Origin of the sequence: Zoogloea sp. (assembly GCF_041914405.1) — a bacterium.
Lineage (GTDB): Bacteria > Pseudomonadota > Gammaproteobacteria > Burkholderiales > Rhodocyclaceae > Zoogloea.
In genome coordinates this window covers 2,455-18,173 of sequence record NZ_JAYSDK010000037.1, presented here as the reverse complement: position 1 = coordinate 18,173, position 15,719 = coordinate 2,455, and the positions used below count along the sequence as shown (strand labels likewise).

Here is a 15,719-nt window from a genome sequence, read left to right as displayed (position 1 = left end):
TCACTTACGGAAAGGAATGCACCATGGTCAGCAGCATAGGCAGTAACTACAGCACCGTTTCGGCATACACCACGCGGGCGCGTCCCGACCCGGCCGAACTGGCGAGCAAGCTGTTCTCCAAACTCGACACCAAGGGACAGGGCTATATCCAGAAGAGCGATCTGGAATCGGCCTTCAGCCAGGTCTATTCATCCTCATCGTCCGCGACGGCGACGAATGCGTCCTCGGCCAGCGAGGCCTCTTCGGATGCCAGCCAGCTCTTCTCGGCGCTGGACAGCGACGGCAACGGACAGGTGACGGAAAGCGAGTTTTCGAGCGGACTGCAGCAGCTCGCCGATGCCCTCGACAGCCAGGCCTTCAGTAGCCGCATGCAGGGTGCCGGAGGCATGCCGCCTCCGCCGCCGCATGGGCATGGCAACGGTGATGGTGAGGGCCAGAACGATACCGGCTTCACCAAGGATCAGCTCAGCAGCCAGTTGCAGGAAATCGGCTCGACGGACAGCAAGCGCGCCAGCTTGATCTCCGATGTGGTCAAGAACTTCGATAAGGCCGATGCCGACGGCGACGGCAAGGTGACGCGGCAGGAGGCAATGGCATATGAGCAGTCGCAGAGTTCGGCCTCCGCCGTGTCCTCCAGCACCTCCGATTCCACCACGTCGACGACCTCGGGCACGTCCGCCGCCAATAACAGTGACGCGGTCTTGATGCATCGACTGATGGAACTGATGCGAACTTATGGCGCCAACAGCGCCACCTCGGACGGCACGGGCAGTGCCAGCAGCATCACCGTGTCGGCCTGAGGCAAGTCTTGGTCGCGGCTTCCTGAGGAGGCTTCCAGTGGGGGGCCGTAGGGGCGAATTCATTCGCCCTCAGTCGGCTCAACAGAGTCCGCGGGCGAATGAATTCGCCCCTATGGGGGCCTGAGCCGCGAGGCCCGGATGATCAGCGTACGTCGAAGTTCGTCGCGGTCGGGGCGAAGCCGCTTTCCTGATATTCCACGTCGCCGTCCCGCGCCCATACGTAGTGGGGCTGGTCGGCGGGAGCCAGGTAGACGGCGCCGGCCGGGACGGGCTGGACCCGCGTTTCGTCGAAGATGGTGCCGAAGCCCACATACAGCGTGCCGGACAGCACCGTCGTGATCCGGTCGTCCGGATGCACATGCACGCCGATGCGCCCGCCTTGGGCCAGGCGCAGGCGCAGCGCGTAGGGGCCGGGGGCCGTCTCGGTGCCGATCAGCCAGGCGGCGCGCAGGCCCGGCAGATTCGGCGGCTCGACCCACGTTGCCTGCGCCGGGATGATGGCCTGGGCCGTCGGGCCAGCGAGTTCCGGGGCTGCCGGCATCAGGATTTCTTCGCTGGGGGAGGTGTCGGATGGGCTGTCATCGGGTGTGTCGGGCCCGCGTTCCGCGCGGGCGGTCGCGCAGGCCAGGGCTGTAGCAAGGGCCATCAGGGCATAGGCGGGCTGCAGGGTTCTACGCATCGGCGGAATCCACTCGAAAGGACGGCGCAGCTTACCAGCGGTCTATCGATCGGGTATCGAATTCGGTGTCGTTGTCCGCGGTCGCCGGGCGATAGGCGACGAAGATCTGTTCCTCGGGGATTTCAGCGTGGCGTGCGATGCCTGCGACGGCTGCCTTCAACAGGTCTTCCGGAAGGACCGTGCCAACGTAGTCTTCGGTGACTCGTAGTTCGGCCAGCACGGGCCTGGCGTTACCGGACATCAGCGCCATTGCCAGGCCGGCAACGGCCGGGTGCTGCTCGGCCAGGAAGGTCCAGCTCACTGAAACCCGTTCCGGGGCCAGGCCGGCGGCTTGGGCCAGTTCGACGCGGATCGCGTCGAGCAGCGGCCCGGTGTCCCGCCCATCCTGGAAGGCTCGGGAACGGATATGCAAAAAGGGCATGGCAGGACTCCCGGAGCTTCGATGGCACTAGTATCCGTGCATTCGGGTGGCGGTCACAAGGCCTGTTCGACCCGTGTGCATACCTGTTTTTCCAGGTCGTCGGCGAGGCAGTCGATCTCCACCAGGTCGCCCCAGTTGTCCCGAAAATTGCGCTGCCAGGTGAGTTGCCGCTTGGCGAGCTGGCGGGTGGCGAAGACGCCCTTGTCGCGCATGGTTGGCAGGTCGATGTGGCCTTCGAGATATTCGAGGGCCTGGCGGTAGCCGACGCAGCGCATCGACGGCAGATTCGGGTCGAGCTGGTAGTGCTTGCGCAGCGCGACGACTTCATCGACGAAGCCGGCCAGCAGCATCGCGTCGAAACGGCGGGCGATGCGTGCGTGCAGCACGCTCCGGTCTCCGGGTGTCAGCGCGAGCGGGATGTAGCGGTGGCTGTCGGTCTGCTGCTCCCTGCGGGCGTAGCTGGCGGCCAGGGGGTGGCCGGTGAGGCGGACGATCTCCAGCGCCCGCTGGATGCGCTGGGCGTCGTTGGGCTCGAGGCGGGCGGCGGCGTCCGGATCCAGCCGGGCCAGCTCGGCGTGCAGCGCCGGCCAGCCGTCGCGGGCGGCGGCATCCTCGATTTCCCGGCGCAGGTCCGCATCGGCCTCGGGCAGATCCGACAGGCCTTCGCGCAGCGCCTTGTAGTACAGCATGGTGCCGCCGACCAGCAGCGGGATGCGGCCGCGGGCGGTGATCTCGACCATCAGGCGGCGCGCGTCCTCGCAGAAACGGGCGGCGGAATAGGCTTCTTCCGGGCTGACGATATCGATCAGGTGGTGCGGGCAGACGGCCCGCTCTTCCCGACTGGGCTTGGCGGTGCCGATGTCCATGTCGCGGTACACCAGCGCCGAATCGACGCTGATGATTTCCACCGGAAGCCGTTGGGCGAGGGACAGCGCGCAGGCGGTCTTGCCGCTGGCGGTGGGACCCATCAGCAGGATGGCGGGCGGGAGGGGCTGTGTTTGGGGCATGATGCGCCTTTTCAATGGACGCGCATTGTAGCGGGTGGGATGTGGGCGTGAGGATGGGGATGAGATGGTGGCGGCAGGCCTGGCTGTTGCTGGGCTTGCTGGTGCTTGCCGGCAGCGCGGTGGCGAAGGGGCCGTTGTACCTGTGGGAACTCAGCGACGAACAAGGCCGGCCGCGGGCCTGGCTGTACGGCACGATCCACGTTTGCGACGCGGGCTGCTTCCCGCTGCCGGGACGGGTCAGGACGGCGCTGGCCGAGGCGGACAGCCTCGGGCTGGAGCTGGATCCGGAGGACCCGGCACTGTCCCCGCGCCTGTTGCAGGCCAGCCTGCTGCCGGCCGGGCGGCGCCTCGACGACATGCTGTCGCCCGACCTGCGCTTCCGGCTCGCCCGTGCGGTGACTCGCGTCGGTTTGTCACCGGACGCAGTACAGCGCATGCAGCCGTGGATGGTCGGCACGCTGCTGACGCTGCAGGCCGCCCAGCGGGCCGGCCTGGGAACCAGCCAGGGCGTTGACCTGTGGCTGGCGCGTACGGCACGGGCCCGTGGCCAGACGGTGTGGGCGCTGGAGACCGTCGATCGGCAGGTTTCCGCGATGGGGGCGGGCGGAGACTCCGCTCAGGTGGCGAGCCTGGCCGAAGTCGTCGGCCTGATCGAACGGGACGAAGCGGAGCCCTATTTCCGCAGATTGCTGATGGCCTGGCGGCGCGGCGACAGCCTGGCGGTGGACCGCATGCTGCGAGAGGAGGCCAGCGTCGAGGCCATGACGCCGATGCTCGCCGACCTGCTCGACAGCCGTAACCGGGAAATGGTCGAAGCCATCGTGGCGCGCCTGCGAAGCGGCCGGCGGCCCTTCATCGCCGTGGGCGCGGGGCATTTCGGCGGTCCCAAGGGGCTGCTGGCGATGCTCGTCGAAAAGGGCTTCCGTGTTCGCCAGGTGAGCGAGGAGTGATACGCCTGCTGATGCCCTTGTTGCTAAGCGCGCTGGCGGGCGTCGCACAAGCAGTACCCGTCGCCGTGGACGTTGGTCATTATCTGGAGCGCCCTGGTGCGACCAGTGCCTACGGCATTGCCGAGTTCGAGTACAACCAGTCCCTCGCCGCGGTACTGGCAGCCAGGCTGGCGGCGGATGGTGTGCCCGTGCGCATGATCGGCTGGCGTGGCGAGATGGCTGACCTGCGCGAGCGGCCGCGCCAGGCTGAGGCAGCCGGGGCGGGCTTTTTCCTGTCGATCCATCACGATTCTGTGCAGGAGAGCCAACTCGCGCCGTGGGTATGGAAGGGCCGGGTGATGCGCCATGCGGACGGCTTCGCCGGCTTCTCATTGTACGTGTCGCGCCTCAATCCCCGTCTGGAGGAAAGCCTGGCCTGTGCTCGCGCCATCGGCGCGGCCCTGCGTGATGCCGGCTTGCCTATCGCGACCCACCATGCTGCGTCGCCAGCCGGCCCAGGGCTCGCGTGGGCGGATGAGGCGCGTGGCGTGTATTACTACGACAACCTGGTGGTGCTGAAGACGGCAAGCGTGCCGGCGGTGTTGCTGGAGGCCGGCGTCATCGTCAATCGCGACGAGGAGCGTCAGCTGGCCACCGCCGAGCGGCGGAGCTTGACGGCGACTGCCGTTACGCGCGGCCTGCGGGACTGCGGCGTTACGGAACCCATCGGCAGTCGGGGTGATCAATGAAAGTTGCCCCTTTGATGCCAGACCTCACGACTGAAAGGATAGTCCCGAAAGCATGAAATCCGTCCTGTTGTCTTATTTTTCCGCGCTGCGCAGCTTAGGTCGGCCGGGCGTGCTGTGGCATCTGCTATGGCCGACCCTCGCTGCCGCCGCTTTGTGGACGACCACCCTAATCCTCAGCTGGGGCAGCATGGTGGCCCTTGGTACCGAGATGATCACCGGTCTGCCGCTGGTCGGTTCATGGCTGGCCGGTTCGGAAATGGCGCTGTTCGTGGCCTTGTTCATGTTCAAGCTGAGCTTGCTGCTACTCGCGCTGCCCATCATCTACGTGACCGCCGCAACGCTGGTCGCCGCAGTGGCGCTGCCGCTGATGACCGAGAAGGTGGCCGCGACGGACTACGCCGATCTGGCCCGGCGCGCCGGCGGCAGCCAGATCGGCAGCGTGTGGAACGCGCTGACCTCGGTGCTGCAGTTCCTCGTGTTGCTGGTCTTCAGCTTGCCCCTGTGGTTGATCCCCGGCGTCGGTCTGCTGATCTCCCTGTTGCTGACCGCGTGGCTCAACCAGCGGGCCTTTCGCTACGATGCGCTGATGGCCCACGCCGACAAATTCGAGATGCAGGACCTGCCGCGCCGCGAGGCCAGCAGCCTGTTCGGTGTTGGCCTGGTCGGGGCGGTCATGGCCCATGTGCCAGTCCTCAACCTGTTTGCGCCGGCCCTGGCAGGGCTGGCTTTTGTCCATTACCTGCTGTCGGCCCTGCGGGTGTCGCGGCAGAACGAGAACATCATCGAGGTGCAGTGAATGACTCAAGCAGCCCAGCCGGCCTTCGGCGCCATCATCATCGGCGATGAACTCCTGTCCGGCCGCCGGGAAGACAAGCACTTGGCCAAGGTGCTGGAACTCCTCAAGGCCCGTGGCCTGCGTCTAGCGTCGGTGCGCTACGTCGGCGACGAACGTCCGCGCCTGGTCCAGACCCTGAAAGAGAGTTTCGCCAGCGGCGACATCGTGTTCAGCTTCGGCGGCATCGGCGCCACGCCGGACGACCATACCCGCCAGGCGGCCGCCGAAGCCCTTGGGCTGCCACTGGCGCTGCACCCGGAAGCCGAGGCGGAGATCCGCGCCCGTTTTGGTGATGAGACCACGCCGCAGCGTCTGCAGATGGGGGTTTATCCGGAAGGCAGCGAGATCATCCCGAATCCCTACAACCGCATTCCTGGCTTCTCGATCCGCAACCACTTCTTCGTGCCGGGCTTTCCGATCATGGCCTGGCCGATGGTCGAGTGGGTGCTCGACACGCACTTCAAGCACCTTCAACACCAGGCCGACTATGTGGAGCGCTCGGTGATCGTGTGGGACGCGATGGAAGGCAAGCTGATCGACCTGATGGAGCGCATCACCCTCGAATTTCCCGATGCGACCCTGTTCAGCCTGCCCAGCGTTGGCGGCGAGAGCGGGCGCCGTCATATCGAGCTTGGCATGAAGGGGCCGACTGCCCGCGTGGACGAGGCGATGGCGCTGATCACTGCCGAAATTGAGCGGCGCGGCTACAGCTGGGAGCTGCCCGCAGAGGGCTGAGGCGAGCTGGTGAGCGCCCCGTCCCTCTACCGGGATTTTCCGGGTCGGCGCTGGCTCGGCGTGGCGCTGCGCGCGGCGCATCTGGCCGGCGTGGTCGGTGTCGGGGGCGGGCTGCTGGGCGGGGGCGCGGCGGATCCGCATTTTTCCGTGCTGCTGGTGCTGTCCGGCCTGGGTATGGCGGCCCTCGATGCGTGGTCCAATCCGCGCTGGCTGGCGGAGCCGGCCGGGTTGTCCCTGCTCGTCAAGTTTGCGCTGCTGGGCTGGTTCCTGGCCGACGAGGCGCGGCGCTCGCTCCTGTTCTGGATCATCCTGGTCTTCTCGGTCGTCTTCGCCCACGCGCCGGCGAGCTTCCGGCATCGGGGGCGGAGCCGGCGACACCCGGAGTCGCTGTGACTTATGTCACGTAGCTGAAGTCTTCATACCGTATGCTCGGTGCCGATGTGGTTGCAGGCAGGGGAATGCGAGATGAATGAAGAGTGGGTTCTGGAGAAGACGGCGGCGGGACTTGTGGAAATCGCCAACCGCAGCCGTCGGGTGCCGAATCGTCTGAGGACCGTGCTGATCCTGGTGGATGGCCGCAACAGCGTCGGCCAGCTGTGCGCTTCGGCGGCAGCCCTGGGAAACATCCGCGAGGCGCTGGCTGAGCTGCGCGAGCTGGGGCTGGTCGCGCCGCAGGATGGGGGATTGCCGCCGGCCAGCAGGGCTTCTGTGCCGCCAGCTGCACGCCTGCAGGGGCCTCTTACCCGGCCCGACCCCCAAGCCGGACGCCGCCGCTCCCTGGCGTTGGCGCGTTTGTATCTGCTTAATGCAATGGAGCAGAGCCTGCGCCAGGCCGACCTGCCGGTGCGCGAGCGCCTGCGCAATTGCACGACGCGGGCCGACCTGCTCGACGCCTTCGAGCTGTGCCGCGAGATTGCAGCCGAAGTCGGTGTCGCCCACATCGACACCATCGAGGCCCAGTTCCTCGGCATGCTGCCGGACGAGGGCTGAGCCCGATCGCCGGCCCTTGCGTTCTGTCGGGGCGGCCTCTATATTTCGAGTGTCCCAAAGGGGAGTAGCTCCACGTCGGTGGGCCGTCAATACGGAGAATGCCGTGCGAACCCGCCGTGCCATGCACGGCGCCGCGGCTGATCTCCCGGCTACCGGGCAGTCGTTCGAGAATCAAGGGCGACTGTGAGCAAGACCTTTGCCGCGATGGCAAAGTGTCTTTCGGCAAAACCGGCTCCCCGGCCGGACCAAGCTCATTGGCCTTTCGTCATCGCCGGACGAAAGGCCTTTTTGTTTGGTTCCGTTTTGGGAGATTTCACATGGAAAGCATTGGTACCTGGTGGATGTGGGCGGGCTTCGCGGCCGTCGTGCTGGTGATGCTGGCCATCGACCTGCTGGTGGTCGGCGGCGGCAAGGAACACAAGGTGTCCCTGAAGGAGGCCGGCCTGTGGTCGGTGGTGTGGGTTAGCGTCGCGTTGCTGTTTGCCGGCGCCCTGTGGTGGTATCTGGACGGCACTGCCGGGCGCGAGGTGGCCAACGCGCGGACGCTGGAGTTCGTCACCGGCTACCTGATCGAGAAGGCGCTGGCCGTCGATAATGTGTTCGTGTGGCTGATGCTGTTCTCCTTTTTCGCGGTGCCGCCGGCGCTGCAGAAACGGGTGTTGCTGTTCGGCGTGATCGGCGCGATCGTGCTGCGCACCGTGATGATCTTTGCCGGTGCCTGGCTGATCGCGCAGTTCAGCTGGCTGCTATACGTGTTCGGTGCCTTCCTGCTGCTGACCGGCGTGAAGATGTTCGTCAGTGCCGAGCATGAGACTGACCTCAACCAGAACCCCTTGGTGCGCTGGCTGCGCGGCCACATGAAGATCAGCACCGAGTTCCACGGCCAGCGCTTCTTCGTGCTGCGGGAGGAGGGCGGCCGCCTGGTCCGCTATGCGACGCCGCTGTTTCTGGCGCTGGTACTGGTGGAGGCGTCCGACGTGATCTTCGCGGTGGATTCGATCCCGGCGATCTTTGCGATCACCACTGACCCCTTCATTGTGCTGACGTCCAACATCTTCGCGATCCTCGGCCTGCGCGCGATGTACTTCCTGCTCGCCGACTTCGCCCAACGCTTCTCGCTGCTCAAGTTTGGCCTGGCGGCGGTACTGGTCTTCATCGGCGGCAAGATGCTGCTGGTGGACGTGGTGCATGTGCCGGTGGGCATGTCCCTCGGGGTGGTGGCCACGCTGATCGGCACCTCCGTGTGGCTGTCCCTGCGCAAGGAGCGCCGGGAGGCGCTGCAGGCTGAGAGGTGAGTGCCCCCAGGGCCGGACTGTGCCCGGCCCGCCCCCCGTGGGGGAGAAGGAAACTTGGGGCGGCCCGACGTTTCCTTGAGAGGGTGGACGCCGCCCGGCAGGACGGGCATCCTGCCGGGCTTTCCCGACTGCCTGGAGAACCTGACGCGTGCGGATCCGCAACGAAACCCCGGCCGACGTGGCCGCCGTCCGCGAGGTGAACCTCGCCGCTTTCGAGAGCCCGGCCGAAGCGGACCTGGTGGATGCCCTGCGCGGGCATACCTTCCCCTATGTGTCGCTGGTGGCCGACGACAAGGGCATCGTTGCCGGCCACATTCTGTTTACGCCGGTTCATCTGCCTGGCCATCCGCGCGCGCGCCTGATGGCGCTGGCGCCGATGGCGGTGCGGCCCGAATACCAGCGCAGCGGCGTCGGTTCGGCGCTGGTCGTCGAGGGGCTGCGCCAGGCCCGTGAGGCAGGGGCCGGCGCTGTTGTGGTGCTGGGCCATCCGGCCTATTACCCCCGCTTCGGCTTCGTGCCGGCGTCCCGGCACGGTATCCGCTCTGCGTATGAATTGCCGGACGAGGCTTATCTGATCGTCGAACTGCAGCCCGGCCACCTGGACGGGCTGGCCGGCACTATCCAGTACCACGCCGCCTTCGACGCGGTCTGAGGCGCGCGGGTCCGTTCAACCACGGGCGCCGCGCAGCCGCCCGAGCACGGGCCGCCACGTGGTGCTCTCATGGACGATGAGGCCCAGCAGGATCAGCCCCGTACCGGCCATCACCTGAGCGCCGATCTCCTCGCGATTGAGCAGATGCCCCAGCACCAACGCCATCACCGGCGTGATCAGCGTGATCAGCGCGACCTTCGAGGCTTCGAGGTGCTTGATCACGTAGTAGTACAGTGCGAAACCGATCACCGAGCCGAAAATGCCCAGATAGCTGATGGCCGCGGCCGTGCGCGAGGGCAGCGTGGCGGGTAGCGCCGCGCCGTCGGCCAGCCATAAAAGCCCGAACAGCGGCAGCGACACCACCAGGGAGCCGAACGTGGTGGCCAGCGGGGGGCTGTCGTCGCCAATCCGCTTCAGCGCAACCAGACTCGCCGACGAGATGAAGACGGCCACCAGCAGGGCGACAAGGCCCGCGGTGGCATTCGCACCGTTGGCAGTACCGTCAGGCATGAAGATCAGCGCCAGCCCGCCTGCGCCGAGCAGCGTACCGCCCAGTCTCGTCGGTGTCAGGGAGCGCTCCCCGAGCCAACAGGCGGCCAGCAGGCCAGCCATCAGCGGAGAAAGACCGAACATCACGGAGATCAGCCCCGAACTCACGTAGCGTGCGCCCCAGTAGGTCAGCGCCATGATGCCGAACAGGCCCAGGCCTCCGACCAGATAGGCTCGGCGCGCGCGGGCATGCAGCGGTAGCCCGATTCGCCCGACGCCCAGGATCGCTGCGGCCACCAGCGCCCCGATCAGCATGCGGGCCAGCGCGGAGAAGGCGAAACCAGCGCCTTCGGTGCTCCAGCGAATGGCGAGCGGGGTGGTGGACCAGATCAGGATGATGGTGAGGTAGGCGAGGGAAACCGGCATGACGCACCTTTCGTGGCGGTGTGGGACGAATCCCGGAGGGGCAAAGAAAAGGGCCGCGGTCTGATGATCCGCGGCCCCTGGTGATGTCGGTGAGTGCTACTGCGAACTACCCCGATCCCGGCCCCGGACAAGCGGCAACGCGCCATGCGCGCAGGGCGCGACGGCGGATGGACAAGGCCGGGGAAATCTTCGGGAAGTTCATGGGCCTATGATGGTGGCCGTTTGCCGGCCGAGTCAAGCAAAAATCCGCACGGCATTCCCGCCCCGGCGTGTACGGCGGCATCGGCTGTCTGGCCTCGAGTGGCGGCACTGGCGGGGTGTTGCTCCGGCGCAGCCCTTGTCGAGCCCTCCTTTGCGCCACGTCAAAGGCCCCCCCGGGCGGGCGGTCTTAACATTCCACCATTGCTGCGTCGCGTCTTCAGCGTGCCCGTTGTGGGCGACCAGGGACGCCGCTTCCCGCAGGGAGTCGTCATGAGCACCTGTCTCAACCTCGACGGCAACGAAGCCGCCGCACGGATGGCCTATCTCGGCAGCGAGGTGATCGCCATCTACCCGATCACCCCGTCCTCCAGCATGGGCGAATGGGCCGACGAATGGGCGGCCCAGGGCAAGCCCAACCTGTGGGGCGTAGTGCCAAAGATCATCGAGATGCAGTCGGAAGGCGGTGCGGCTGGCGCCCTGCACGGGGCGCTCACGTCCGGTGCGCTGGCCACCAGCTTTACGGCCAGCCAGGGCCTGCTGTTGTTCATCCCCAACCTCTACAAGATGGCTGGCGAGCTGACGCCCTTCGTGCTGCACGTGGCGGCGCGGGCGGTGGCGACCCACGCGCTGTCGATCTTCGGCGATCACTCCGACGTGATGGCCTGCCGCGCCACCGGTTGCGCGCTGCTGGCCAGCAACTCGGTGCAGGAGGCCCAGGACATGGCGCTGATCGCCCAGGCGGCGACCCTCGCAGGGCGCATCCCGGTGATCCACTTTTTCGACGGCTTCCGTACCTCCCATGAGGTCGCCAAGATCGTCGCCGTCGAGCCGGACACGGTGCGGGCGATGATCGACGACGGCTTGGTGGCCGCCCACCGGGCCCGTGCGCTGTCGCCGGAGCATCCGGTGATTCGCGGGACGGCCCAGAACCCGGACGTGTTCTTCCAGTCCCGCGAGCGGGCCAATCTCTACTACGACGCCTTCCCCGGCCTCGTGCAGGACGCGATGGACCGTTTTGCCGGGCTGACTGGCCGGCGCTACAGCCTGTGCGACTACGTCGGCGCACCCGACGCGGAGCGGGTGGTGGTGGTGATGGGCTCGGCAGCGGAGACCGCCGAGGAGACCGTCGAACACCTGCTGGCCCGCGGCGAGAAGGTCGGTTTGCTCAAGCTGCGCCTGTACCGGCCGTTTCCTGCTGCGGCGTTGCTGGCGGCCCTGCCGGCCAGCGTGCGGGCGATCGCGGTGCTGGATCGTTGCAAGGAACCCGGCGCCGATGGCGAACCCTTGTTCAAGGATGTGATGACTGCTTGCGCGGAGGCCGCGGCCGACGGCCTGCGCCCGATGCCGCGGGTGATCGGCGGCCGCTACGGTCTGGCCAGCAAGGAGTTCACGCCGGGCATGGCCAAGGCGGTGTTCGACGAGCTGGCCGCGACCGCGCCGAAGCGTCGCTTCACCGTCGGTATTGTGGATGACGTCACGCAGCTGTCGCTGCCGTGGGATGGGGACTTCCGCACCGATGCGTCCCGCCGCCTGCAGCATGCGGTGTTCTGGGGCCTGGGGGCGGATGGCACGGTGTCGGCCAACAAGAATTCGATCAAGATCGTCGGCGAGGCCACCGGGCTGCAGGCCCAGGGCTATTTCGTCTACGACTCGAAGAAGTCCGGCGCAGTGACCGTGTCCCACCTGCGCTTCGGGCCGGCCGCGATCCGCTCCAGCTACCTGGTGGAGGCGGGCATGGCAGGCTTCGTAGCCTGTCACCAGACGGTTTTCGTGGAGCGCTACGACCTGCTCGCCCATGCGGCGCCGGGCGGCGTCTTCCTGCTCAACACGCCGCAGCCGGCGGATACGGTGTGGGCCAGTCTGCCGGCGGCGATGCGCGCCGGCATCCTCGCCCGCGGCCTGCGCCTGTGGGTCATCGACGCCTACCGGGTGGCCCAGGAGGCCGGCATGGGGCGGCGCATCAACACCATCATGCAGACCTGCTTCTTCGCCATTGCCGGCATCCTGCCGCGGGAGGACGCCATCGCGGCGATCAAGAAGGCGGTGGACAAGACTTATGGCCGCAAGAGCCGGCGCCTGGCCGATCTCAACCACAAGGCCATCGACGTGACCCTCGCCAACCTGCACGAGGTGCCCTTCGCAGGTTTGACGGGCGATGGCGACACGAGCCAGCCGGTGGCTGCCGACGCGTTGCCCGACTTCGTGCGTGACATCACGCTGCCGATCTACCGTGGCGAGGGCAACGGCCTGCCGGTGTCGGCGATGCCGGCGGACGGCACCTTCCCGAGCGGCACGGCGCAGTTCGAGAAGCGCAACATCGCGCTGGAAATCCCGGTATGGGAGCCGGATCTGTGTACCCAGTGCGGCAAGTGCGTGTTCGTCTGTCCCCACGCCGCGATCCGTGCTCGGGCCTTTCCGGCCGAGGCCGCCGTGGATGCGCCGTCGGCGTTCAAGCACGTGCCGGCCAAGAGCAAGGACTTTCCGGCCGGCACCCACATCAGCTACCAGGTGGCGCCGGAGGACTGCACGGGCTGCGGCGACTGCGTCGAAGCCTGCCCGATCCACGACAAGTCCAACGTCAGCCGGCTGGCGGTGAACATGGCACCGCAGGCGCCGCTACGCGAGCAGGAGCGGGCCAACTTCGACTTCTTCCTGAAGCTGCCGGAGTTCGACCGCAGCCAGCTCAAGCAGGCCACCATCCCCGGCGCGATGTTGCTCGATCCGCTGTTCGAGTTCTCCGGGGCCTGTGCGGGTTGCGGCGAAACGCCCTATATCCGCCTCGCCACCCAGCTGTTCGGGGACCGCATGCTGGTGGCCAATGCCACCGGCTGCTCGTCGATCTACGGCGCCAACCTGCCAACCACGCCCTACACGGTGAATGGCGCCGGGCGCGGGCCGGCCTGGTCCAATTCTCTGTTCGAGGACAACGCCGAGTTCGGCCTCGGCATGCGGCTGGCGTCGGACCAGCTGATGGGCTACGCGCAGAGCCTGGTGAAAGAACTGGCGTCCGTCATCGGCGGCGATCTGGCGGAGGCCCTCGTTTGTGCCGACCAGCGCCAGGAGCTCGGCCTGCGCGCCCAACGGGAGCGGGTTGCCGAGCTGCGCCGCGTGCTGGCAGGCTGCGCCCATCCCCGTGCGAAGGAGTTGGATTCCCTCGCTGAATGGCTGATCCGCCGCTCGGTGTGGATCATCGGCGGTGACGGCTGGGCCTACGACATCGGCTACGGTGGCTTGGACCACGTGCTGGCGCTGAGTTACGACGTGAATGTGCTGGTCCTCGACACCGAGGTTTATTCCAATACCGGCGGCCAGACCTCCAAGGCGACGCCGGTCGGTGCGGTGGCCAAGTTCTCGGCTGGTGGCAAGCCGACCGCCAAGAAGGACCTGGCCCGGCTGGCCTCGGACTACGGGCACGTGTACGTGGCGACGGTGGCCTACGGCGCGAAGGACGTGCATACCCTGCGGGCCTTCCACGAGGCCGAGTCCTATGCCGGCCCGTCGCTGATCGTCGCCTACAGCCCGTGCATCGCCCACGGCGTGGACATGCTCTACAACCAGCACCAGCAGGACATGGCGGTGAAGTCCGGCCACTGGCCGCTGTTCCGCTACGACCCGCGGCTGGAGGAGGCCGGTGCCAACCCCTTCAAGCTCGACTCGGCGCCGCCGAGCCAGCCGATCAAGACCTTCATGGACAGTGAAACCCGCTTCGCGATGCTGGCCCGCAGCCATCCGGAAGCGGCCGAGCGCCTGCTCGCCGAAGCCCAGAGGGAAGCCGACCGGCGCTTCAAGGCCTACCAGGAACTGGCCCAGGGCCATGCGGAGCCCCCCAAGGCGGGGGCCTGAGGACGGAGATTTGCGATGATCGATCTGACTACCGAATACCTCGGCCTCAAGCTGAAGAATCCATTGGTGCCGTCCGCGTCGCCGCTGTCCAAGCAGCTCGATTCCCTGCTGCGACTGGAAGACGCGGGGGCAGCGGCAGTGGTGCTGCATTCCCTCTACGAGGAAGAAATCCTCGCCGAGGACGCGATGACTGACCGCTTTCTGCTGCACGCGGATTTCCACGACGGCGAGTCGTCAGGCTTCCTGCCCGACCATGGCCAATTCCAGGGCGCTCTGGAGCGTTACCTGGAGCATCTGCGGCTGGTCAAGCAGCGTCTGTCCATTCCGGTGGTCGCCAGTCTCAATGGGGTGACGCCATCCGGCTGGGTGGATCTGGGCTTGGCCTTGCAGGAGGCCGGCGCCGATGCACTGGAACTCAACGTCTATCACGTGGCGGCCGATCCTGCCGAGAGTGGCGATTCCGTCGAGGCCCGCTACGTGGCCCTGCTGGCGGAACTGCGCAGCGTGGTGAGGATTCCGGTGGTGATGAAGCTGTCGCCCTTCTTCTCGTCGCTGCCCCATTTCGTGCGGCGGCTGGAGTTGGTTGGGGCGAGCGGGGTGGCGCTGTTCAACCGCTTCTTCCAGCCGGACATCGATCTGGACAGCCTGCGCATGGTGGATCAACTGCACCTGTCCAACCGTGAGGAGGCGCTGCTGCGCATCCGCTGGATCGCCATTCTGCGGGCCCAGACGCAAATGACGCTGGCGGCCACCGGCGGCGTGCACAGCGCAGACGAAGCCCTCAAGCTGCTGCTGGCTGGCGCCGACGTGGTGCATCTGGCCTCCTGCCTGCTGAACCACGGCCCCGAGCGCTTGCGCCTGATCCTGCAGGATATCGAGGCCTGGATGGTTGAGCGGGAATACCACTCGATCGCGCAGCTGAAAGGCAGCATGTGCCAGTCCAACCTGCGCGACCCGGACGCGGTCGCCCGGCGCAGCTACATCAAGGTGCTCGACAGCTTCACGCCGCGCAGTGGCGTGTGGCGCTGAGGGGCGCTACGATCGCGGCTTTCATGCCGAGGTCGTATGTCTGATCGAGAGCGTTTCGTCGAATTGGTGCGGGACTTGCCGCTGGTTTCCGTCGACCTGGTGCTGGTCCGTGACGGCGGTGAAGTGCTGCTGGGTTGGCGCACCAACCGGCCGGCGCAGCACACCTGGTTCGTGCCGGGCGGGCGCATCCTCAAGGACGAGCGGCGCGCCGACGCGCTGGCCCGGGTAGCGGCGCGGGAACTGGGCATCGTCGACATCCACGCGTTGCAGCCCGCTTTCCTCGGACCCTTCGAGCACTTCTACCCGGACTGTTTTGCCGGCGACATTGGTGTGAGCACCCATTACGTGGTGCTCGCCCATCGCATCGACGTACCCGCCGGCTTCGAGATCTCGGGCAAGGACGAGCAGCACGCCGAGTTGCGCTGGTGGCCGATCGACACGGCACTGGCCAGTCCGGACGTGCATCGCTTCACGCGGGATTACCTGCCTTTGCTGAGCTAAACGTTTCCTCCGCCGAACTGGCGGCGTTAATTCAGGGAAATTTTTCCTGTGGGGGCGAATTAATGTCCCCCCGGGGGTTGTACAACGCGGGGTGGGGGTAAGAATTGGCCCCCCCCAGGTTTATAGGCCGTAATGTGG

16 protein-coding genes are annotated in these 15,719 nt (G+C 66.8%); 12 read left to right on the top strand and 4 right to left on the bottom strand.

Annotation, left to right across the window (positions count from 1 at the left end; genetic code table 11):
• Positions 1-23 precede the first annotated feature (23 nt).
• Positions 24-800: an EF-hand domain-containing protein gene (locus tag ACE3RX_RS19180; protein ID WP_374486570.1), complete on the top strand. Its 777-nt coding sequence runs from the start codon at positions 24-26 to the stop codon at positions 798-800.
• Between the two features lie 142 nt (positions 801-942).
• Here ACE3RX_RS19180 and ACE3RX_RS19175 read toward each other — a convergent pair whose 3' ends face one another.
• From ACE3RX_RS19175 to miaA, 3 genes are read right to left on the bottom strand one after another with little or no spacing between them, the layout of a single operon-like run.
• Entirely contained in the window at positions 943-1,479 is a 537-nt protein-coding gene (locus ACE3RX_RS19175; protein ID WP_374486569.1) for a cupin domain-containing protein, read from the bottom strand.
• A 31-nt stretch (positions 1,480-1,510) separates the two neighbouring features.
• Entirely contained in the window at positions 1,511-1,900 is a 390-nt protein-coding gene (locus ACE3RX_RS19170; protein WP_374486568.1) for a hypothetical protein, read from the bottom strand.
• A 53-nt stretch (positions 1,901-1,953) separates the two neighbouring features.
• Positions 1,954-2,907, bottom strand: coding sequence for a tRNA (adenosine(37)-N6)-dimethylallyltransferase MiaA (gene miaA / locus ACE3RX_RS19165; RefSeq protein ID WP_374486567.1), 954 nt, complete (start codon positions 2,905-2,907; stop codon positions 1,954-1,956).
• 59 nt (positions 2,908-2,966) lie between these two features.
• On the opposite strand from miaA, the gene ACE3RX_RS19160 reads away from it, so the two are divergent.
• The 8 genes from ACE3RX_RS19160 (at position 2,967) to ACE3RX_RS19125 (ending at position 9,092) form a co-directional block, all read left to right on the top strand.
• Positions 2,967-3,857 (top strand): TraB/GumN family protein, encoded by an 891-nt coding sequence (locus tag ACE3RX_RS19160; protein ID WP_374486566.1) that lies wholly within the window; start codon positions 2,967-2,969, stop codon positions 3,855-3,857.
• Positions 3,858-3,868: 11 nt separating this feature from the next.
• Positions 3,869-4,585, top strand: a complete 717-nt coding sequence (locus tag ACE3RX_RS19155) for an N-acetylmuramoyl-L-alanine amidase (RefSeq protein WP_374486565.1) — start codon at positions 3,869-3,871, stop codon at positions 4,583-4,585.
• Positions 4,586-4,637: 52 nt separating this feature from the next.
• On the top strand, positions 4,638-5,381 hold the full coding sequence (locus ACE3RX_RS19150; protein WP_374486564.1) for an EI24 domain-containing protein: 744 nt from the start codon (positions 4,638-4,640) through the stop codon (positions 5,379-5,381).
• Complete coding sequence (locus ACE3RX_RS19145) at positions 5,382-6,155, top strand: competence/damage-inducible protein A (protein WP_374486563.1); 774 nt, start codon at positions 5,382-5,384, stop codon at positions 6,153-6,155.
• Between the two features lie 9 nt (positions 6,156-6,164).
• Positions 6,165-6,548, top strand: a complete 384-nt coding sequence (locus tag ACE3RX_RS19140; RefSeq protein ID WP_374486562.1) for a hypothetical protein — start codon at positions 6,165-6,167, stop codon at positions 6,546-6,548.
• 72 nt (positions 6,549-6,620) lie between these two features.
• Positions 6,621-7,145 (top strand): hypothetical protein, encoded by a 525-nt coding sequence (locus ACE3RX_RS19135; RefSeq protein ID WP_374486561.1) that lies wholly within the window; start codon positions 6,621-6,623, stop codon positions 7,143-7,145.
• Positions 7,146-7,462: 317 nt separating this feature from the next.
• Positions 7,463-8,440, top strand: a complete 978-nt coding sequence (locus ACE3RX_RS19130; protein WP_374486560.1) for a TerC family protein — start codon at positions 7,463-7,465, stop codon at positions 8,438-8,440.
• Positions 8,441-8,588: 148 nt separating this feature from the next.
• Positions 8,589-9,092, top strand: a complete 504-nt coding sequence (locus tag ACE3RX_RS19125; RefSeq protein ID WP_374486559.1) for a GNAT family N-acetyltransferase — start codon at positions 8,589-8,591, stop codon at positions 9,090-9,092.
• Between the two features lie 15 nt (positions 9,093-9,107).
• Here ACE3RX_RS19125 and ACE3RX_RS19120 read toward each other — a convergent pair whose 3' ends face one another.
• Positions 9,108-10,007 carry a DMT family transporter gene (locus ACE3RX_RS19120; protein ID WP_374486558.1) on the bottom strand — a complete coding sequence of 300 codons (900 nt, stop codon included), beginning with the start codon at positions 10,005-10,007 and terminating at the stop codon, positions 9,108-9,110.
• A 471-nt stretch (positions 10,008-10,478) separates the two neighbouring features.
• On the opposite strand from ACE3RX_RS19120, the gene nifJ reads away from it, so the two are divergent.
• Genes nifJ through ACE3RX_RS19105 form a run of 3 tightly spaced genes read left to right on the top strand, consistent with a single transcriptional unit; the run spans position 10,479 to position 15,581 of the window.
• The gene (gene nifJ, locus ACE3RX_RS19115) at positions 10,479-14,051 is read left to right on the top strand and encodes a pyruvate:ferredoxin (flavodoxin) oxidoreductase (RefSeq protein ID WP_374486557.1); all 3,573 of its coding nucleotides are present in this window, start codon (positions 10,479-10,481) and stop codon (positions 14,049-14,051) included.
• A 15-nt stretch (positions 14,052-14,066) separates the two neighbouring features.
• Entirely contained in the window at positions 14,067-15,080 is a 1,014-nt protein-coding gene (locus tag ACE3RX_RS19110) for a dihydroorotate dehydrogenase-like protein (RefSeq protein ID WP_374486556.1), read from the top strand.
• 36 nt (positions 15,081-15,116) lie between these two features.
• Positions 15,117-15,581 carry a GDP-mannose mannosyl hydrolase gene (locus ACE3RX_RS19105; RefSeq protein WP_374486555.1) on the top strand — a complete coding sequence of 155 codons (465 nt, stop codon included), beginning with the start codon at positions 15,117-15,119 and terminating at the stop codon, positions 15,579-15,581.
• Positions 15,582-15,719: the final 138 nt, after the last annotated feature.